The 17,942-nt window shown below is 68.9% G+C and carries 21 protein-coding genes, 1 tRNA gene and 1 other RNA gene; 16 read left to right on the top strand and 7 right to left on the bottom strand.

Annotated features, from left to right (window positions below; translation table 11 throughout):
- The first annotated feature begins 18 nt into the window (after positions 1-18).
- From murI to rdgB, 3 genes are read left to right on the top strand one after another with little or no spacing between them, the layout of a single operon-like run.
- On the top strand, positions 19-840 hold the full coding sequence (gene murI, locus ABD736_RS05020; RefSeq protein ID WP_344790644.1) for a glutamate racemase: 822 nt from the start codon (positions 19-21) through the stop codon (positions 838-840).
- A 29-nt stretch (positions 841-869) separates the two neighbouring features.
- On the top strand, positions 870-1,601 hold the full coding sequence (rph, locus tag ABD736_RS05015; protein WP_344790643.1) for a ribonuclease PH: 732 nt from the start codon (positions 870-872) through the stop codon (positions 1,599-1,601).
- Positions 1,598-2,188 carry an RdgB/HAM1 family non-canonical purine NTP pyrophosphatase gene (gene rdgB / locus ABD736_RS05010; RefSeq protein WP_344790642.1) on the top strand — a complete coding sequence of 197 codons (591 nt, stop codon included), beginning with the start codon at positions 1,598-1,600 and terminating at the stop codon, positions 2,186-2,188. The genes rph and rdgB overlap by 4 nt, the downstream gene beginning before the upstream one ends.
- On the opposite strand, the gene ABD736_RS05005 is transcribed toward rdgB, so the two are convergent.
- Together ABD736_RS05005 and ABD736_RS05000 are read right to left on the bottom strand one after the other, a co-directional pair.
- Positions 2,154-2,855, bottom strand: a complete 702-nt coding sequence (locus tag ABD736_RS05005) for a DedA family protein (protein WP_344790641.1) — start codon at positions 2,853-2,855, stop codon at positions 2,154-2,156. The genes rdgB and ABD736_RS05005 overlap by 35 nt on opposite strands.
- A gap of 29 nt (positions 2,856-2,884) precedes the next feature.
- Positions 2,885-2,966, bottom strand: a tRNA-Leu gene (locus ABD736_RS05000).
- A gap of 151 nt (positions 2,967-3,117) precedes the next feature.
- On the opposite strand from ABD736_RS05000, the gene ABD736_RS04995 reads away from it, so the two are divergent.
- The 11 genes from ABD736_RS04995 to smpB are packed head-to-tail and all read left to right on the top strand — an operon-like array spanning position 3,118 to position 11,201.
- Positions 3,118-4,335 carry a TadA family conjugal transfer-associated ATPase gene (locus tag ABD736_RS04995; protein ID WP_344790640.1) on the top strand — a complete coding sequence of 406 codons (1,218 nt, stop codon included), beginning with the start codon at positions 3,118-3,120 and terminating at the stop codon, positions 4,333-4,335.
- Positions 4,332-5,216, top strand: coding sequence for a type II secretion system F family protein (locus ABD736_RS04990; RefSeq protein WP_344790639.1), 885 nt, complete (start codon positions 4,332-4,334; stop codon positions 5,214-5,216). The genes ABD736_RS04995 and ABD736_RS04990 overlap by 4 nt, the downstream gene beginning before the upstream one ends.
- Positions 5,213-6,148: a type II secretion system F family protein gene (locus ABD736_RS04985; RefSeq protein WP_344790638.1), complete on the top strand. Its 936-nt coding sequence runs from the start codon at positions 5,213-5,215 to the stop codon at positions 6,146-6,148. The genes ABD736_RS04990 and ABD736_RS04985 overlap by 4 nt, the downstream gene beginning before the upstream one ends.
- Before the next feature lie 27 nt (positions 6,149-6,175).
- Positions 6,176-6,346, top strand: coding sequence for a hypothetical protein (locus ABD736_RS04980; RefSeq protein WP_344790637.1), 171 nt, complete (start codon positions 6,176-6,178; stop codon positions 6,344-6,346).
- Positions 6,343-6,726: a TadE/TadG family type IV pilus assembly protein gene (locus tag ABD736_RS04975; protein WP_344790636.1), complete on the top strand. Its 384-nt coding sequence runs from the start codon at positions 6,343-6,345 to the stop codon at positions 6,724-6,726. The genes ABD736_RS04980 and ABD736_RS04975 overlap by 4 nt, the downstream gene beginning before the upstream one ends.
- A complete protein-coding gene (locus tag ABD736_RS04970) occupies positions 6,704-7,171 on the top strand; it encodes a hypothetical protein (protein ID WP_344790635.1) in 468 nt (155 codons plus the stop codon). The genes ABD736_RS04975 and ABD736_RS04970 overlap by 23 nt, the downstream gene beginning before the upstream one ends.
- Complete coding sequence (locus ABD736_RS04965; RefSeq protein ID WP_344790634.1) at positions 7,168-7,605, top strand: pilus assembly protein TadG-related protein; 438 nt, start codon at positions 7,168-7,170, stop codon at positions 7,603-7,605. The genes ABD736_RS04970 and ABD736_RS04965 overlap by 4 nt, the downstream gene beginning before the upstream one ends.
- A gap of 26 nt (positions 7,606-7,631) precedes the next feature.
- Positions 7,632-8,741, top strand: coding sequence for a peptide chain release factor 2 (gene prfB, locus ABD736_RS04960; RefSeq protein WP_344790633.1), 1,110 nt, complete (start codon positions 7,632-7,634; stop codon positions 8,739-8,741).
- A gap of 60 nt (positions 8,742-8,801) precedes the next feature.
- Positions 8,802-9,776 (top strand): cell division ATP-binding protein FtsE, encoded by a 975-nt coding sequence (gene ftsE, locus ABD736_RS04955; RefSeq protein WP_344790632.1) that lies wholly within the window; start codon positions 8,802-8,804, stop codon positions 9,774-9,776.
- Positions 9,776-10,693, top strand: a complete 918-nt coding sequence (ftsX, locus tag ABD736_RS04950; RefSeq protein ID WP_344790631.1) for a permease-like cell division protein FtsX — start codon at positions 9,776-9,778, stop codon at positions 10,691-10,693. The genes ftsE and ftsX overlap by 1 nt, the downstream gene beginning before the upstream one ends.
- Positions 10,694-10,724: 31 nt before the next feature.
- The gene (gene smpB / locus ABD736_RS04945) at positions 10,725-11,201 is read left to right on the top strand and encodes an SsrA-binding protein SmpB (RefSeq protein WP_344790630.1); all 477 of its coding nucleotides are present in this window, start codon (positions 10,725-10,727) and stop codon (positions 11,199-11,201) included.
- A gap of 54 nt (positions 11,202-11,255) precedes the next feature.
- Here the strand turns inward: smpB and ABD736_RS04940 are convergent, their stop codons facing one another.
- Together ABD736_RS04940 and clpS are read right to left on the bottom strand one after the other, a co-directional pair.
- Complete coding sequence (locus ABD736_RS04940) at positions 11,256-11,750, bottom strand: DUF2017 family protein (protein ID WP_344790628.1); 495 nt, start codon at positions 11,748-11,750, stop codon at positions 11,256-11,258.
- A gap of 13 nt (positions 11,751-11,763) precedes the next feature.
- A complete protein-coding gene (gene clpS / locus ABD736_RS04935; RefSeq protein WP_344790627.1) occupies positions 11,764-12,069 on the bottom strand; it encodes an ATP-dependent Clp protease adapter ClpS in 306 nt (101 codons plus the stop codon).
- A 124-nt stretch (positions 12,070-12,193) separates the two neighbouring features.
- Here clpS and ssrA point away from each other — a divergent pair.
- Positions 12,194-12,593: a transfer-messenger RNA gene (gene ssrA, locus ABD736_RS04930) on the top strand.
- 88 nt (positions 12,594-12,681) lie between these two features.
- Positions 12,682-13,614, top strand: coding sequence for an alpha/beta fold hydrolase (locus ABD736_RS04925; RefSeq protein ID WP_344790626.1), 933 nt, complete (start codon positions 12,682-12,684; stop codon positions 13,612-13,614).
- A gap of 60 nt (positions 13,615-13,674) precedes the next feature.
- Here ABD736_RS04925 and ABD736_RS04920 read toward each other — a convergent pair whose 3' ends face one another.
- Genes ABD736_RS04920 through ABD736_RS04910 form a run of 3 tightly spaced genes read right to left on the bottom strand, consistent with a single transcriptional unit; the run spans position 13,675 to position 17,862 of the window.
- Positions 13,675-15,276, bottom strand: a complete 1,602-nt coding sequence (locus tag ABD736_RS04920; protein WP_344790625.1) for a LamG-like jellyroll fold domain-containing protein — start codon at positions 15,274-15,276, stop codon at positions 13,675-13,677.
- 58 nt (positions 15,277-15,334) lie between these two features.
- Positions 15,335-16,603, bottom strand: coding sequence for an iron uptake transporter deferrochelatase/peroxidase subunit (efeB, locus tag ABD736_RS04915; protein WP_344790624.1), 1,269 nt, complete (start codon positions 16,601-16,603; stop codon positions 15,335-15,337).
- Entirely contained in the window at positions 16,600-17,862 is a 1,263-nt protein-coding gene (locus ABD736_RS04910; protein WP_344790623.1) for an imelysin family protein, read from the bottom strand. The genes efeB and ABD736_RS04910 overlap by 4 nt, the downstream gene beginning before the upstream one ends.
- Positions 17,863-17,942: the final 80 nt, after the last annotated feature.

Below are 17,942 nucleotides of genomic sequence, written 5' to 3'. Positions count from 1 at the left end.
CTACTTAGACTTGGGGGCATGAGCGACGCGCCGATCGGGATCTTCGATTCGGGCGTCGGCGGCCTCACGGTGGCGCGCGCGGTGCGGGATCAGCTGCCGAACGAGAGCATCCTCTACATCGGCGACACCGCCCACTCGCCCTACGGCCCGAAGCCCATCGCCGACGTGCGCCGCTATGCACTCGAGGTGCTCGACTTCATGGTCGACCAGGGCGTCAAGATGCTCGTCATCGCCTGCAACACGGCGAGCTCGGCGATGCTGCGCGACGCGCGCGAGCGCTACGACGTTCCCGTCGTCGAGGTGATCCAGCCCGCGGTGCGGCGCGCGGTGGCGGCCACCCGCAACCGCCGCGTCGGCGTGATCGGCACGGTCGGCACGGTGAATTCGAGGGCGTATGAGGATGCCTTCGCGGCCGCCCCCGACCTCGAGCTGTTCACCGCCGCCTGCCCGCGGTTCGTCGAGTTCGTCGAGGCGGGGGTCACGAGCGGCCCCGAGCTGCTGGCTCTGGCATCCGACTACCTGCGCCCGTTGAAAGAGGCGGGCGTCGACACGCTCGTGCTCGGCTGCACGCACTACCCGTTCCTCAAGGGCGCCATCTCGTATGTCATGGGCGAGAGCGTGTCGCTCGTCTCGAGCGACGTCGAGACGGCCAACGACGTGTATCGGATCCTGGTGGGCGACGGCCTCGAGCGGCAGTCGGCCGCCGAGCCGCTGATCCACTACGAGGCGACGGGGGCTGACACCCTCGCGTTCCAGCGATTGGCGAACCGGATGCTCGGGCTCGACGTCACCCGCGTCGATCTCGTGCACACCGGCGTCATCGAGCTTCCTTCCATCTAGCCGTTTCAGCCGTTCAGAGAGGCACTGACTTGTCAGACACCACGCGCGCCGACGGGCGCACCCCCGGGCAGCTGCGCCCGGTCACCATCGAGCGCGGCTGGAGCAAGCAGGCAGAGGGCAGCGCCCTGATCAGCTTCGGCGACACGCGTGTGCTGTGCACGGCGTCGTTCACGAACGGCGTGCCGCGCTGGATGACCGGCCAGGGCAAGGGCTGGGTCACTGCCGAGTACTCGATGCTGCCCCGAGCCACGAACTCGCGCAGCGACCGCGAGGCCGTGAAGGGCCGCATCGGCGGCCGCACCCACGAGATCAGCCGGCTCATCGGGCGGTCACTTCGCGCAGTGGTGGACTTCAAGGCGCTCGGCGAGAACACGATCGTGCTCGACTGCGACGTGCTGCAGGCCGACGGCGGCACCCGCACCGCCTCGATCACCGGCGCGTACGTCGCGCTGGCGGACGCGCTCGAGTGGGGCAGGGCCCAGGGATTCATCGGGAAGAAGGCGCAGCCGCTCAGCGACTCGGTGTCGGCCATCTCGGTCGGCATCGTCGGGGAAGAGCCGATGCTCGACCTGGCATACGTCGAGGACTCGCGTGCCGGCACCGACATGAACGTCGTCGTCACCGGCTCAGGCAAGTTCATCGAGGTGCAGGGCACGGCAGAGGGAGCTCCGTTCGACCGCGACGAGCTGAACACGCTGCTCGACCTCGCGCTCGTCGGCACCACCGAACTCGCCGAAATCCAGCGCGCGGTGCTCGCGTGAAGGTCGTCCTCGCCACCCACAACGCGCACAAGGCGCGTGAGTTCCAGACGATCCTCGCTCTGGGGGTGAGCGAACTCGAGATCGTGACGTATGACGGCCCCGAGCCCGTCGAAGACGGCGCGACCTTCGCCGAGAACGCGCTGATCAAGGCGCGCGCGGCGGCGGCGCACACCGGCCTGCCGGCGCTCGCCGACGACTCGGGCATCTGCGTCGACATCCTCGGCGGCGCGCCCGGCATCTTCTCTGCGCGCTGGGCTGGGCGGCACGGCGACGACCGGGCGAACCTGCAGCTGCTGCTCGACCAGCTCGCCGACGTGCCCGATGCGAATCGAGGAGCGCACTTCTCGTGCACGATCGCGCTCGTGGCCGACGGTCGCGAGGCGACGGTCGAGGGCGTGTGGCCGGGGCGCGTCGCGCGCGAGGCACGCGGCGAGAACGGATTCGGCTACGACCCGATCTTCCTGCCAGACGGCGAAGGCGGGGCATCCGCCGCCGAACTGGAACCCGAGCGCAAGAGCAGCGTGAGCCACAGGGCACGCGCGTTCGCGGCGATCACTCCGCTGCTGGCGGCTCTGCCTCGTTCGTAGCCGGAGTGCGCTCCTGCTCGCGCTTGGCCTTGCGCTGCACATTCAGCAGGTGAAGACCGGTGGGCACGATGGCGACGACGACCGCGCCGACCAGGATCAGGTCGATGTAGTTCTCGACGAATCGGGCTACCGGCGGGATGAAGTGCAAGGCATACCCGAGGTAGACGACGCCGGCACCCCATGCCAACGCGCCGATCGCGTTGTAGAGCGAGTATTTGCGGTAGTTCATCTTCCCGACGCCTGCCGCGATGGGGGCGAAGGTGCGCACGACCGGCACGAAGCGGGCGATGATGACCGCCGCGGCGCCGAAGCGGACGAAGAAGGCGTTGGTCCGGTCGACGTTCTCCTTCGAGAACAGCCGCGATTCCTCGCGCTGGAACACCGCGGGGCCCGTCTTCCGGCCGATGAGATAGCCGACCTCGCCGCCGAGCCATGCGGCGAACGCAATCGCGAGCGCGACCCAGTAGACGTGTACGTGGAAGAACATCTTCTCGGGCGCTGAAAGCAGACCGCTGATGAGCAGCAGGGTGTCGCCCGGCAGGACGAATCCGATCAGCAGACCCGTCTCGGCGAAGATGATTGCGCACACCACGAGGAGGGCCCACGGGCCTGCGCTGTGGATGATCGTCTCGGGGTCCAACCACGGGACAAGTGAGGCGTGAACCACGGTTCTCCTGCTGTGTCAAAAGGTGCGAGTGCGGGAAAAGGGACTTGAACCCTCACGCCTTGCGGCACAGGAACCTAAATCCTGCGTGTCTGCCAGTTTCACCATTCCCGCCGGTGCGTTCCTGAAGTCTATCGAGGGGGCTCGTGGCGAGTCTTCCGGGTGATCCCTGAGAAATGACCAAGGGTTGCCGCCAGAATTGGGCGACCCCGGCGCTGTGGATAACTTCCGCGAGCGAGGCGCGGTTCCGGGCATCCTGCCTTGCATGACGGATGCCGTGCGCCAGATCACCGATCGCGTGCGCGAGCGCGTGCGGCTCGAGGGTGGCGGGGTGCGCGGGGTGGCCGCGCAGTTCGCGCGTGACGAGGTGCGGCGGTACTCCGAGCTGGCGCTCGGCGGCACGCTGCCGATGCTGGCCGACGAGCGGGCCGCCGAGGCCGAGGTCGTCGCAGCGGTGAGCGGTCTCGGCCCTCTGCAGCAGTACCTCGACGACCCGGAGGTCGAAGAGATCTGGATCAACCAGCCCCACCGCGTCTTCGTCGCCCGCGGCGGCCGGTCTGAGCTGACGCCGCTCGTGCTCACCGAGGGCGAGGTGCGTGACCTTGTCGAGCGGATGCTTTCCGACAGCGGTCGCCGTGTCGATGTCAGCCAGCCGTTCGTCGACGCGTCGCTGGCAGACGGGTCGCGGCTGCACGTGGTGATCCCCGACGTGAGTCGCGCGTGGTCGGTCAACATCAGGAAGTTCTCGTCGCGCATCCGCGAGCTGCAGCAGCTGGTGGCGCTCGGCTCGCTGAGTCGGCAGGCCGCCGAGTTCCTGCGCATGTCTGTGCTCGCCGGGTGCAACATCCTCGTCGCGGGAGCGACGCAGAGTGGGAAGACGACCCTGCTCGGCGCGCTGATGTCGGCCGCGCGCCGTACCGACCGCGTCGTCACCGTTGAAGAGACCTTCGAGCTCGACCTCGCCGTGCGAGACGTGGTCGCCATGCAGTGCCGCCAGCCGTCTCTGGAAGGCTCCGGCGAGATCACACTGCGGCGCCTGATCAAAGAGGCGCTGCGCATGCGACCGGACCGCATCGTCGTCGGCGAGGTGCGCGAGGCCGAGGCGCTCGACCTGCTGCTGGCGCTCAACGCGGGCGTCCCCGGTGCCTGCTCGATCCACGCGAACTCCGCACGCGATGCCCTCGCCAAGCTCTGCACGCTGCCGCTGCTCGCGGGCCGGAACATCGACGCCGGCTTCATCGTGCCGACCGTGGCGAGCTGCATCGACCTCGTCGTGTTCTGCGAGCTCGACCGCGGCGGCACGCGGTATGTCGGCGAGATCCTCGCACTGTCGGGTGCCGTCAATGCCGGAGTGATCGAGGCGAGCGCCCTGTTCGAGCGCACGGGCGGCGAGTTGCGGCCGACGGGCGGCCACCCGGGGAAGCTCGAGAAGTATCGGGCCGCAGGCTTCGACCCGGCGATCGTGCTCGGGAGATTCGAGTGACCGATGCCTGGCTGGGGGCGCTTCTCGGCGGCGTGCTCGCCGCCGGGGTGCTTCTGATCGTCTCCGCCACCCGCCGGTCGGGGCGGGTGGCGGAGCGCTCGGCGCGAGGCGACCGAGCGGCAGGCGACCGGCTACGGCTCTGGCTGCTGCGGGCGGGAGTTCCGGGCCTGGCACCCGCCGGCTTCGTCGTCCTGACGGCGATCGCCGCCGTGGTCGCGGCGGCGCTCGCGGAAGCGCTGCTGTCGATTCCGGGGTTCGCGCTCGCGGCGGGCTGCGCCGGGGGAGCCCTGCCCTGGGTGCTCGTGAACTGGCGCGTCACCGCTCGCCGGAACGCGACCAGGGCTGCCTGGCCGGATGTGGTCGACCACCTCGTGGCGGCCGTGCGCAGCGGCGTCGCCCTGCCGGAGGCGGTCGCGGCGCTCGCCACCCTCGGGCCAGAGCCGACGCGCGATCAGTTCGCGCGATTCGGCCGTGACTACCGCGCCACAGGGCAGTTCGCGCGCTGCGCGGACCAGTTGAAGGCAGAGCTCGGCGACCCCGTCGGCGACCGCATCATCGAGACGCTGAAGATGGCGCGCGAGGTCGGCGGAACCGAGCTGGTCGCGGTGCTGCGCGCGCTCGCAGCCTCGCTGCGAGAAGACGCGGCGACGCGCAACGAGCTGCAGGCGAGGCAGACCTGGGTCGTGAACGCCGCGCGGCTCGGCGTCGCGGCGCCCTGGCTCGTGCTCGCCCTGCTCGCGACGCGGCCGGAGGGGCGTGAGGCCTACGCCACGGCCGAGGGCACTGCGGTGATCGTCGTCGCCGCCGTGGTGAGCGTGCTGGCCTACCGCGTGATGATCGCGATCGGCCGCCTGCCCGAAGAGCGGCGGTGGTTCCGGTGAGCTTGATCGCGTGGGGAGTGCTCGACGGCCTGGTCCTGGGCCTTGGCCTGTGGTCGATGCTCGCAGCACTGCCGGCCCTGCGCCGCCCACGGCTTGAGGCGCGGCTCGCGCCCTATCTGCTCGACGTCTCGGCCGCGGCCCGCGAAGAGGTCCTGCGATCCGCGCGCTCGGGCGGCTCGGTGCTGGCCGCGCTGCTCGGTCCGGCCGCTGCCTCGGCGCGCGCCTCGCTGCTCACGTGGATCGGCGGTGAGGCATCCGTCGCCCTCCGCCTGCGGCAGGCGGGCTCGAGCCGCACGGTCGATGGATTCCGCGCGCTGCAGCTGAGCGTCACGGGGGCGGGCGCCGCGGCCGGTCTCGCCGTCGCGGGCGCGCTCACCGCCGTGCGCCCGGTCGCGCTACTCGCGTGGGTGGCGCTCGCGTTCGTGGGCGGCTTGGCCGCGTTCTCGGCGTGCGACCTGCTGCTCAGCCGCGCCGCACGCAGGCGCCTCGCGCGCATCGGCGAAGAGTTCCCGACCGTCGCGGAACTGCTCGCCCTCAGCCTGTCGGCGGGCGAAGGCAGCCACGACGCGATCCGCCGCGTGGCGCGGGCCAGCAGCGGCGAACTCGGACTCGAACTGCGGGCGGTCGTCGCCGACGTCAGCCTCGGTGTGCCGCTTGCCGATGCCCTGCAGCGCATGGCGACGGCGCTGCGGATTCCGCGGTTGTCGATCTTCGTCGACGCGGTGATCGGCGCCCTTGAGCGCGGGGCGCCGCTGGCCGAGGTGCTGCGCGCTCAGGCGGGCGACGCGCGCAGCGACCGCAAGCGCGAGTTGCTCGAGGTCGCCGGCCGCAAAGAGGTGCTGATGCTCGTGCCGCTGATCTTCGGTCTGCTGCCGCTGACCGTGCTGGTTGCGGTGTTCCCCGGTGTGTTCATCCTGCGAGCCGGACTGTGACCCGGCAGAGAGCAAGAGGTAACGGAAATGAAGAAGCTGCTATCGCGCCTGCGCGCCGAGGACCGCGGGGATGTCCCAGGGTGGGTCCTCATCACAGCGATGACCGCCGGGCTCGTGATCGCCATCTGGGCGCTCGCCGGCAGCGCGCTCACACAGGTGTTCACCAACGCCGTGAACTCGGTGATGACCGGGCCGTGAGGCTGCTGCGCGACGAGCGCGGCTCGGCTCCTGCCGAGTTCGCGATGGTCGGCGGGCTGCTCACGATCCTGCTGCTGGCCGTCGTGCAGTTCACACTCGTCCTGCTGGTGCGCAACACCGTCCAGGACGCCGCGGCGCAGGGTGCGCGTGTCGCGGCCTTCGCCGACGGCACGCTGAGCGACGGTGAGGCGCGCACCGAGCAATTGCTCGGGACCTCGCTCGGCACCCGGTACGCGGACCACGTGAGCGCCCGCTATGCGCTCGACGACGGCATCCGCGTCGTCGAGGTCCGCGTCGAGAGCCCGCTACCCGTCGTCGGGCTGATCGGGGTCAGCCGCTCGCTGGAGGTGACGGGCCATGCGGCCGTGGATGCCGGCTAGGAAGCTGGCCGACGAAGACGGCAACGCGCCGATCGAGTTCCTCGTCGGGGGAGTGATCCTGCTCGTGCCGCTCGTCTACCTTGGCATCGCGCTCGCGGCGATTCAGGGCGCGTCGCTCGCCACCGAGGGCGCGGCGCGTGAGGCCGCGCGCGTCTACGTCTCGGCGGCGACGGATGCCTCCGGCCGCACGGCCGCAGACAGGGCGGTCACCGTCGCCCTGGCCGATCGGCGACTCCCACGCCGCGACGGCGACCTCGAGCTGAGCTGCGAGGGTGCCGCGCCGGGCGGCGACTGTCTCGAGACAGGCACGCGCGTCACGGCGACGATCCACACGGAAGTCGCACTGCCGTTCATTCCGCCGATCTTCGGTCTCGACAAGGCGGCCAGAGTGCCTGTCGAGGCGACCGCGACGGCGCCGGTCTTCCGCCTCGGCGAGGCGCCATGAGGCGGCTCCGCAGCGAAGAGGGAAGCATCCTGCCGCTCATCTTCGGCTTCTTCGCCATCGCACTCGCCCTCGTCCTCGTGGTCACGGCGGGGACGTCGCTGTATCTCGAGCGGTCGCGCCTCTACACGCTGGCCGACGGCGCGGCGCTCGCGGGCGCCGACTCGTTCGCGCTCGACTCGGCCACGCTCGACGCCGACGGCGCCGTGCGACCGCAGCTCGACGGCGGGCGCGTCAGGCAGGCGGCATCCGATTACCTCTCGGCAGCCACTCGGGGGCGCACCACGCGCGTGACCCTCGTCAGCGCGGGAACGCCGGAAGGCCGCAGCGCGCGGGTACGGCTCGCCGAGAATTGGCGGCCACCGCTGCTCTCGGTCTTCGTGCCGCAGGGCGTGCACCTCGAGGTCGAGGGCAGCGCGCGGCCGGTGTTCTGGTGAACCCGCGCCGGTAGGCTTGAGCCCAAATGATCGAACTCGATTTGAGCGCCCAGATCGCCGAGGTGCGCTCGACCTTCTCTGACATCCGTGCCGTCGTCGACGTCGACAAGCTGAAGGCGACCATCGCCGAGCTCAGCGAGAAGGCCGGTGCGCCCGACCTGTGGGACGACCCCGAGAAGGCGCAGAAGGTGACGAGCGCGCTGAGCCGCGCGCAGGCCGAGCTGAACAAGGTCACGGCCGTCGAGCAGCGCCTCGACGACCTCGAGGTGCTCGTCGAGCTCGCCAACGACGAAGGTGACGATGAGAGCGCCGAAGAGGCGCGCAACGAGCTGGAAGAGCTGCAGAAGACGGTCGCCGATCTCGAGGTGCAGACGCTGCTCGACGGCGAGTACGACGCGCTGCCCGCGGTGGTCACGATCCGCTCGGGCGCGGGCGGTGTCGACGCCGCGGACTTCGCCGAGATGCTGCTGCGCATGTACCTGCGCTACTGCGAGCGTCAGGGCTGGCCGACGAAGGTGCTCGACACCTCGTACGCGGAGGAGGCCGGCATCAAGTCGGTGACCTTCCAGGTCGACGCGCCCTACGCCTTCGGCATCCTCTCCGTCGAGGCGGGCACGCACCGCCTCGCGCGCATCAGCCCGTTCGGCGGCGCCGACAAGCGCCAGACCAGCTTCGCCGCGGTCGAGGTCATCCCGCTGCTGGAGGAGACGGGCGAGATCGAGATCCCCGAGACCGACATCCGCGTCGACGTGTTCCGCTCGTCCGGCCCCGGCGGCCAGAGCGTCAACACGACCGACTCGGCGGTGCGCATCACCCACTTCCCGACCGGCATCGTGATCTCCATGCAGGACGAGAAGTCGCAGATCCAGAACCGCGCTGCCGCCATGGCGCTGCTCAAGAACCGCCTGCTGCTGCTCAAGCGCGAGGAAGAGGCCGCGAAGAAGAAGGAGCTCGCCGGAAACATCACCGCGAGCTGGGGCGACCAGATCCGCTCCTACTTCCTCTACGGCCAGCAGCTCGTGAAGGACCTGCGCACCGGCTACGAGGTCGGCAACCCGCAGACGGTGTTCGACGGCAACCTCGACGGGCTCATTGCCGCCGGCATCCGCTGGCGCAAGCAGCGGAGCGAAGACTAAGGCGAGTTCCGCGAGTCGCTAGCCGGAAACCGCAAGGGCTCTGCCTAACCTGGCCGGGTCATGATCCGGTTTGATCACATCTCAAAGCAGTACCGCGGCACGAATCGCCCCGCGCTGGGCGACGTGTCCTTCGAAGCGCAACGCGGCGAGTTCGTGTTCCTCGTGGGCGCCTCGGGCTCCGGCAAGTCCAGTTGCCTGCGCCTGATCCTCAAAGAGGAGAAGCCGACCAAGGGCAAGATCCACGTTCTCGGCCAGGACCTCGGCACGATCTCGAGCCGCAAGGTCCCGTACTTCCGCCGCAACCTCGGCGTCGTCTTCCAGGACTTCCGCCTGCTGCCGAACAAGACGGTCTACCAGAACGTGGCGTTCACGCTGCAGGTGATCGGAAAGTCGCGCGGCTTCATCCAAGAGGCGGTGCCCGACGTTCTCAAGATGGTCGGGTTGGACGGCAAGGCGCAGCGGATGCCTCACGAGCTCTCCGGTGGAGAGCAGCAGCGCGTCGCCATCGCCCGCGCCGTGGTCAACAAGCCGCAGATCCTGCTGGCCGATGAGCCCACCGGAAACCTCGACCCCGCCACGAGCGCCGGAATCATGAGCGTGCTCGAGCGCATCAACGCGGGCGGCACGACCATCATCATGGCCACCCACGAGGCGCACTTCGTCGACCAGATGAAGAAGCGCGTCATCGAGCTCTCGCAGGGCCGCATCGTGCGCGACGAGCGCCACGGCGGCTACGGCGTGACCGCAGCCATTCCGCTGGCGAAGCCGGCGCCCGAGCCGACCGAGCCCGAGACCGTGCAGCTCGCCACCGGCGTCGTCGTTCCCGTGTCGAAGCCGGCAGAGGAGCCCGCCACGCCGGCGGCGAACGAGGCCGCAGAGCAGCCCAGCAACGTGCGCCCGATCACAAGTGCGACGCCCGTGCAGCGCCCGGCCCAAGCGGGACAGGCAGAGCTCTCGCTCGCCGAGCGCCTGGGCCTGCGGGCCAATGGCACCGATGGCCAGGAGTACGACCAGAACGTGGGGCCGGTGAAGTAATGCGATTCGCACTCGTCTGGACGGAGGCCGCCAGCGGCCTGCGCCGCAATCTCTCGATGGTCGTCTCGGTCATCCTCGTCACGTTCATCTCGCTGACCTTCGTCGGTGCCGCGATCCTCATGCAGATGCAGATCGGGCAGATGAAGGGCTACTGGTACGACCGCGCGCAGGTCGCGGTCTACATGTGCACGGCCACCGATTCGTCGGACACGTGCACGGGGCAGGATGCCACCAAGCAGCAGATCGACGCGGTGAAGAAGGAGCTGGCATCGCCGGCGCTCGCCAAGTTCATCAAGAAGTCGACCTTCGAGGACCACGACGCGGTCTACGCCGAGTTCAAGAAGCAGTTCAAGGACAACCCGGTCGCCGACTACGTGACGCCCGACCTGCTGAACCAGACGTTCTGGATCAACCTGAAGGACCCGAACCAGTCGGCGGTGATCGTCGAGAGTGTCTCGAACCTGCCCGGCGTGCAGTCGGTGACAGACCAGAGGCAGTACCTCGACCAGATCTTCTCCATGCTCAACGCCGCGAGCTTCACCGCGATCGCGATCGCCGTCGTGATGCTCGTCGCCGCCGCGCTGCTGATCGCGACGACCATCAGGCTGTCCGCGTTCTCACGAAGGCGCGAGCTCGCGATCATGCGGCTGGTCGGGGCATCCAACAGGTTCATCCAGACCCCCTTCATCCTCGAGGGCGTGTTCGCCGCGGTCATCGGCTCGGTGCTCGCCGCGGTCGCGACCTGGGGCATCGTCAAGTTCTTCGTGCAGGGCTATCTCGAGGCCAACGCGGGCGTGGTCATGAACTTCGTCGGCACGGGCAACGCGATCGCGGTCGCCCCGATCCTGATCATCGCGGGCATCGTGGTGGCGGCCGTCGCGAGCAACATCGCGATCAGCAGGTACTTGCGCGTCTAGTTCGCGCAGGCGCTCCCGATAAACTGGCCTGATGCCACGCGAACGTGGTCAGAAGGTCGTCGCCACCAACCGCAAGGCGCGCCACGACTACCTGATCGAAGACACCTATGAGGCGGGCCTCGTGCTGACCGGCACCGAGGTCAAGAGCCTGCGCGAGGGGCGCGCGTCCCTCGTCGACGGCTATGCCTTCGTCGACGGCGGTGAGGCGTGGCTCGACGCGGTGTACATCCCCGAGTACCTCGACGGCACCTGGAACAACCACGCCCCGCGGCGCAAGCGGAAGCTGCTGCTCCACAAGCAGCAGATCCTCAAGCTCTCGAACAAGGTCAAAGAGGGCGGCTACACGATCATCCCGCTGCAGCTGTACTTCAGCGACGGCCGGGCGAAGGTCGAGATCGCGGTCGCGAAGGGCAAGCGCGACTACGACAAGCGCCAGGCGCTGCGCGAGCGGCAGGACAAGCGCGAGGCCGACCGTGCGATGCGCCAGCGCAATCACCTGGGGGAGTGACCGTTTCGAGACGCGCGCTCCGCAAGCTCCGCGCGCTCCTCAACGATCGGGCGTTCAGAGTGCCTGAATGAGATTCTCCTGCAGGCCGCCGAGCCACCAGTAGGCGGCCTTCGCGGGGGCGAGCTCGGGGTCGTCCGAACCCTCGTCGTCGTCGGATTCGATGCCGAGCCGCGTCGCGAGCGCGAGCCGCAGATCAGTGATGGCGCGCAGCCAGGGCAGCACCTCGCCCTCGTCGAGGACCAGGGCGCCGGATGCCGCGGCCGCACGCGCCAGTGAGAGGGCGTTCCCCGTCTTCAGCGCCACCAGATCGTCCTCGGTGAATCGGCGGAACTCGGCGGCGGATTCCTCGTCGTCGCGATAGGCGTCGGGAAGCAGCCGCTCGAGAGCGGGGTCGCGGGGCAGGCTCGGGTCGGCGGCCGCATCGGGGCCGGCATCCGTCTGCGTCAGCAAATCGATCAGCTCACTCGTAAGCTGCGTGAGCATCTCGCGCTCGAAATGGTCGAACTCGGCGCTCACCCGGCCGTCGTGCGTGCTCTTGATGCGCGCCATCAGCGCTCACCCGTCACAGCTCGGCCCGATCGAGGGTTGCCCACAGGCCGTACTCGTGCATCGCCTGCACGTGGCGCTCCATCTCTTCGCGGGTGCCCTGCGCGACGATCGCCTTGCCCTCCTGGTGAACGGCGAGCATGAGCCTGGTCGCCTTGTCCTCTTCGAAGCCGAAGTAGCTGCGGAAGACGTAGACCACGTAGGACATGAGGTTCACGGGGTCGTTCCAGACGATGGTCCGCCACGGCGTATTGAGCCTGGTCTGGTCCTGCAGAAGCTGCTCCAGCTCCTGGTCGACGTCCGGCGAGCTGATCTGCGCCATGTCTCCATGCTAGGGAATCTTCGGCCGCGGCATCCGTTGTATATTGGGAAACCGCTCGTTCACGAGCGCACGCAATTCCAGCAACTCAACAGCGTGTGACAGCGCCCGCACCGCAGCCCTTCATGGGGATGATCGGTTTCGACATCGCCTGAGCGAGTCTGAGAAGCGGGCCGAGGATGCGGGGTTATCTCGTTAACGCTCCCTGCAAAATATAAGTGCCAATTCCAACAGCACTGCCGTCTCCGCTAAGGCTCAGGTCGCTCTCGCGGCCTAAGTTCTCTTAGCAGACACTTATACGGCCGTCAGCCCGGCTACTAGCCTTCCACCCGGGTCTGGCGTCATCTAGAAGGCTTGCTCGATCGTTGCGCCTCAGGGCGATCGGGGACGTGCACTGAGACTGGGCTCGTCGAGGTGGTGGCCGCAACCCAGCCTCGGAGCCGAGCAGAACGTCAAGAGCGGCTACGCCCGTAGAAGGCAGACGACCACAGCGATGGACGGGGGTTCAATTCCCCCCATCTCCACCATCCGGCTGGTCGGGGCGGGGCGCTGTCACACGCTGTGAGATCCGAGCGAGGATGGACGAGTCGTGTCCACGTTCGGACGGAGGGGATGATGGCGCAGCTGCAGCAGGCGCCGCGTGAGCGCAGCGTCGCGGCCGGCGATCTTGAGATCGCGTTCTTGGAGAGCGGCCCGGCTGACGGGTGGCCCGTGATCCTGTCGCACGGCTTTCCCTACGATGTGCATGCCTATGACGAGGTGGCACCGCGCCTGCTCGAACATGGGGCGCGCGTGGTCGTGCCGTACCTGCGGGGTTTCGGGCCGACGCGCTTCCGCAGCGCCGAGACGATGCGCTCCGGCCAGCAAGCGGCGCTGGGAAAGGATCTGGTCGCGCTGCTCGATGCTCTCGGCCTTGAGCGGGCGATCCTGGCGGGCTACGACTGGGGCGGCCTCGCCTCGTGCGTCGCCACGGCGCTGTGGCCAGAGCGGGTCTCGGGGCTCGTCTCCATGGCGGGGTATGACGTGATCGATGTCGCGGCGATGGGGTTCGCGGCCGTTCCGGCGCTCGAGCGCGTGATGTGGTACCAGCACCTCTTCCAGACCGAACGAGGCCGCGACTGTCTTGAGCGCTTCCGCCGCGAACTGTGCCGAATCCTCTGGCGCGAGTGGTCGCCGAGCTGGGGGTTCGACGACGAGACTTTCGCTCGCACCGCGGCGTCATTCGACAATCCCGACTTCGTCGACGTCGTCATCCACTCATACCGCTTTGATTTTGGGCTTGCCGCCGGCGACCCGGCGCTCGACGACCTCGAGCGCCGGCTGGCGTCCACGCCGCCGATCGTTGTGCCCGCCATCACGATCGACGGCACCCAAGACCCCCTCAAGCCCGGGGGAACCGCGGGTCATGCACGTCACTTCACGGGGCGGCATGAGCACCGCACTGTTCAGGCTGGCCACAACCTGCCCTGGGAGGCGCCGGAGGCGTTCGCGGATGCCGTGCTGACGGTCGCCGAGTGGTCAGGCGCTCGCCCCGGCCGACGAGGGTGATCGTTCGCGCGAAAGAGGGGCGACCGGCCGTCGCCCCTCTCGCGCATCACAAGTCGGCGATTACTTATGCTGGCTGCTACCGGTGATAGTGAAGGTGACGGATGCCTGCGCCGTGTGGCCCGCCGCGTCGGTGACGGTCGCCGTGAGAACGTGCGAGCCGTTCTTCTGCTTCGCGGCGTTCAGGGTGTAGTCCTGCTCGCCGGTCTCGGGGTTGCGGGCGCTCGCGACCTGCTTGCCGTCGAGCTTCAGCTGGTACGACGTGAGACTCTTGCCGGCGAGGTCGACCTTGACCGTGGTCGTGCCCTTCACCGTCGCACCGGGGGCGGGCGAGGCGATCTTGACGAGAGGCTTGTCCGTCAGCGTGAAGTGCTCGCTGACGATGTTGCCGGCCACATCGGTCACGGTGATGGTGTTGTCGCCGAGGACCGCATGGTACGAACCGGGCCAGATGTGGCTGACGCCGATCACGGGCTGCGGCGGCAGCGCCACCGGGTAGTCGTTGACCATCGCCTTGGCGAGGCCGCCCTTGTCGCGCAGCACGAACGACACCGCCTGGTACGCACCGTCGAAGCCGACCGTCATGCCCGGGTTCTCATTGAGGTCGATCGTGGGCGCGGTGCCGTCGAGCGTGAAGCTCTGCGAGACGGTCTTGCCGTCGGCGGTGTAGAGCGTCAGCGTATTGGCGCCGTCGACCGCGCCGAGCACGCCGGGCTTCACGCCTGTCACGACGTAGTCGACGGCGTCGTCGATGTCGGTGGTGACGCCGTTGATCGAGAACTTGTCGACGAGCGCGGCCGCGTGCAGGCCGAAGTCGACCGAGCTGTAGATGCCGCCAGAGCCCGCCGAGGTGTCCTTGACCGTGATCGTCGGCTCGTTCTGCACGCCAGGGCTGTCCGCGTACAGGTCGCTGATCTCCGTGGGGGTGAGCGCGCGGTCGAAGAGGAAGAACTCGTCGATGTCGAGCACGTCGCCGATGTTGTAGCTGCCGGTGCCGTCGTTGCCGATGAGGCTCTTCAGCGCAGTGAACGGCTGGCCCGCGAACTTCGCGATGCTTCCGGTGCCTGATTGCGCGCCGTCGATGAACAGCGTGACGGTGCCGGCCGCGCGGTCGACGGTGAAGGCCACCTGGTGCCAGGCGGAGTCGGTGATCGGCTTGCTGGTCGTGTAGTCGACGCGCCCGACGCCGCCCGCGTTGATGTTCAGCACGATGTTGCTGGTGCGGGTCGAGAAGACGAAGCCGGGGTTCGAGCCGCTGTTCCAGTCCTTGTTGCCGAAGATCGACGGGTCGCTGCCCGACTGGGTCGAGCGCACCCAGGTCGACATCGTGAAGCTGTAGTCGGCCGGGTAGCTCGTCAGGTCGTCGAGGCTGACCCACGAGGTGCTCGAGTTGAAGTGCGCAGCCTGGCCGAACTTGCCCTGCACGTAGGAGACGTCGTTCGCGGTCGTCGGCTTGCCGGTCGTGCTCGTGGCGTCGCCGTCGAACGGAAGGTAGTCGTGCAGCGAGCTCTCGAGCCCGTCGGGCAGGTTGAGCGCGGCCGCGGGGGATGCCGGGGCGGCGGACGCGACGGCGGGCGCCGCGTCCGCTGAGACCGGGCCGAGCAGCGCGGCCAGGCTCAGGCCGGCGACGGCGAGCGCCCCGGGCAGAAGTGCTTTCTTGGTCATCAGTGGTCTCTCTGTCGCAGGTGAGTGGGGGAGTGGAAGAGGAAGAGCGGACGAAAGCTCAGGCGAACATGCCGCGACCCAGCCAGTCGTTCGCGTCGCGCACACCGGGCAGGGCGAAGAAGTAGCCGCCGCCGAACGGCGAGATGTAGTCGACGAGCGGCTCGTCTGCCAGGCGCTTCTGCACCGTCACGAACTGGCGGTCGAGGTCCTGGTTGAAGGCGACGAAGATCAGGCCCATGTCGAGCTGGCCGTTGGGGTCGGTGCCCTCGCTGTAGCTGAAGCTGCGGCGAAGCATCCTCTGGTCATCGGCCGTGCCGTCATGCGGGTTCGCGAGCCGGATGTGCGCGGTGGCGGGCACGACGTTGCCGTACGGGTCCTTCGCGTAATTCGGCACGTCGAATTCCTTGCTGCCCGCGAGTGGCGCGCCGCTTTGCCGGTCGCGCCCGATCATGCGCTGCTGCTCGGTGACCGACACCCGGTCCCAGAACTCGACGAACATGCGGATGAGCCGCACGACGTGATAGCTGCCGCCCGCCGTCCAAGCGGGCTCGTCGCCCGTGCCCTGCGTCCAGACCATCCGCTCGACGAGCTTCGGATCGTTCAGGAACTCGCGGTTGGCGGTGCCGTCTTTGAATCCGAGCAGGTTGCGGGGCGTTCCGCTGGGCCGCGGTGGCGGCACGAATCCCTCTTTGCGCCACAGCACCTGCAGGTCGGCGCGCGTCGCCCGCATGATCATGCGCAGCGCGTGCAGCACCGTGTCTCGGTTGTCGGCGCACAGCTGCAGCAGCAGATCGCCGTCGCACACGCTGCGATCGAGGGCGTCGTTGACGAACTCGTCCATGGGCCGCAGGCGCGCGGGCTTCGCGCTCGCAAGGCCGAAGCGGCCGTCGAACAGGCTCGCGCCGACACTCACGGTCGCCGTAAGACCGTCGGTGACCGTCCCGGCGCCGAGCACGCCGTTCTCGTAGCTCGTCGAGGCGAGGCCGTCGTACGGGACGTCCTTGCCGGTCGTCAGGTAGCGCAGCGTCGACGTCAGCGTCTGCAGGGCCGTTTGCAGCGCCGCGCGATCGGCGGACGTGACCGTGAAGGCCACGAACACGGCTGCGCGCTGCGCGGGCTCGAGGATGCCTGACTGATGCTCGCCTTCGAAGGGGTAGCTCGTCGCGGCCGCCGGTGTTGACGACGGCGCGGCCGCGTGCGCGGCGTCCTCGCGCGCGGGTGCCGCCCCCGTGATCGCGGCTGCGACGGCCCCGGCAGAGCCTGCGGCAAGAGCGCCGAGCATTCCGCGGCGGGTCGTCTGCGGTGTCAGTGGCGAGTGGGGGTTCATTTGCCGTTGCCTCCGGAACCGGCCGCGCCGCCGGCGCTGCCGCCTTCCTGGTCGGGGTTGTCGCGGGGTTCCGTGATCGGGGGGATGTGGGCGAGCAGCTCGACGCTCGCCTGAACGTGCGCATTGAGCGCCGCCCGCTGTGCCGTGCTGAGCGAGGTGAGCGGCACCCAGGCGCCCGCCCGGTGATACGAGTCGACGAGCGCCTGGGTCTGGTGCAGCTCGGTCTGGGTCTCAGCGAGCCACGGGTCCTGCTTCGTCAACAGCGGCAGCAAGGGCTGCAGGGCTTCGAAGGTCCCGGTGAGGTTCGCGTCGACGGTGGCGAGCTCGGTGTGGCTGCCGGCGTCGCCGATGCCGTTCAGGTCCTTGCCGAGCGTGTCTTCGAGGATCTCGTGGGCGCGCACGCCCATGTCGAGCGGCGTGATGGAGTTCGGCTTCGCGAGCTCGGCAGAGAGCTTGCCGATGTCCGCCACGAGCGCGTCGGCGACCGGCGCGGCTTGAGCAGCGGGCCTGCCGCCCCACAGCAGCGCCTCGACTTTGCGGAAGCCCGTGAGCTTCGGATCACTGACCGCGGGCGATCCGAGCGCAGGGTCGCCGTTGATCGCGTCGTCGAGATCGCCGAAGGCGCCGTATGCCGCGCCGAGGGTCTCGTAGGTGGTGTGGGCCGTCAGCCAGTCACGCTTGGCGGCGCTCGTGTCGCCGGCGTGCAGGTCAGCGGCGAGCTTCTTCGCCTCGGCGGTCAGGGTGGGCAGCCGCCCCTGCACCCACGCCGTGTACTGATTGATCGGGACACGCAGGTCGAGCGGGGTGACCGGCACGATCCCTGCGACAGCTATGCCGCTCGCGGCATCCCCGGTCGTCCCGCCCGTCACCTGGAACGGCTTGCTGTCTTTGATCGTGTACGACGTGATGCAGACCCACGCGTAGGTGCCCGGCGGGATGACCCCGCTCACCTGCCGCGTCGCCTTGATGCCGAAGTTCTCGACCTCGAGGTAGATCTTCTTGCTCGCGGTGTCCTGCAGGTAGATCTCCATGTCGTCGCCTTCGTCGTTCAAGACGTCGAAGGTGTAGCTGCCGGTCTTTCCGCCGTGCCAGTCGTCGATGCAGGTCGGTGTGCCCGCGGTGACGTGCACTTCCGTGGCCCCGCCCGTGTGGGACACCGGGTGGGCGCTCCATGCCGCGGCCTGCGGGTCGACGAACGTCGCGCGCGCAGAGGCGCGGTCGTGCGACGGCCACACACAGACCGCGACGATCGCAGCCACGACCGCGAGAGCCGCCACCGGGGCCCACGGCAGCGCACGCCGCCATGGGCCCCGATCGGCTCGCGGCCCCTGTGGTTCAG

Source organism: Gryllotalpicola daejeonensis (assembly GCF_039538145.1).
Lineage (GTDB): Bacteria > Actinomycetota > Actinomycetes > Actinomycetales > Microbacteriaceae > Gryllotalpicola > Gryllotalpicola daejeonensis.
This window is presented reverse-complemented; position numbering and strand designations above follow the sequence as displayed.

Excerpts from the sequence above, each read along its gene's own strand:
- ftsE (WP_344790632.1), top strand. The coding sequence starts at position 8,802 with ATGATCCGGTTTGATCACATCTCAAAGCAGTACCGCGGCACGAATCGC.
- murI (WP_344790644.1), top strand. The coding sequence starts at position 19 with ATGAGCGACGCGCCGATCGGGATCTTCGATTCGGGCGTCGGCGGCCTC.
- smpB (WP_344790630.1), top strand. The coding sequence starts at position 10,725 with ATGCCACGCGAACGTGGTCAGAAGGTCGTCGCCACCAACCGCAAGGCG.
- ABD736_RS04995 (WP_344790640.1), top strand. The coding sequence starts at position 3,118 with ATGACGGATGCCGTGCGCCAGATCACCGATCGCGTGCGCGAGCGCGTG.
- ABD736_RS04920 (WP_344790625.1), bottom strand. The coding sequence starts at position 15,276 with ATGACCAAGAAAGCACTTCTGCCCGGGGCGCTCGCCGTCGCCGGCCTG.
- ABD736_RS04965 (WP_344790634.1), top strand. The coding sequence starts at position 7,168 with ATGAGGCGGCTCCGCAGCGAAGAGGGAAGCATCCTGCCGCTCATCTTC.
- ABD736_RS04940 (WP_344790628.1), bottom strand. The coding sequence starts at position 11,750 with ATGGCGCGCATCAAGAGCACGCACGACGGCCGGGTGAGCGCCGAGTTC.
- ABD736_RS04980 (WP_344790637.1), top strand. The coding sequence starts at position 6,176 with ATGAAGAAGCTGCTATCGCGCCTGCGCGCCGAGGACCGCGGGGATGTC.
- ABD736_RS04970 (WP_344790635.1), top strand. The coding sequence starts at position 6,704 with ATGCGGCCGTGGATGCCGGCTAGGAAGCTGGCCGACGAAGACGGCAAC.
- efeB (WP_344790624.1), bottom strand. The coding sequence starts at position 16,603 with ATGAACCCCCACTCGCCACTGACACCGCAGACGACCCGCCGCGGAATG.
- ABD736_RS04925 (WP_344790626.1), top strand. The coding sequence starts at position 12,682 with ATGGCGCAGCTGCAGCAGGCGCCGCGTGAGCGCAGCGTCGCGGCCGGC.
- prfB (WP_344790633.1), top strand. The coding sequence starts at position 7,632 with ATGATCGAACTCGATTTGAGCGCCCAGATCGCCGAGGTGCGCTCGACC.
- clpS (WP_344790627.1), bottom strand. The coding sequence starts at position 12,069 with ATGGCGCAGATCAGCTCGCCGGACGTCGACCAGGAGCTGGAGCAGCTT.
- ftsX (WP_344790631.1), top strand. The coding sequence starts at position 9,776 with ATGCGATTCGCACTCGTCTGGACGGAGGCCGCCAGCGGCCTGCGCCGC.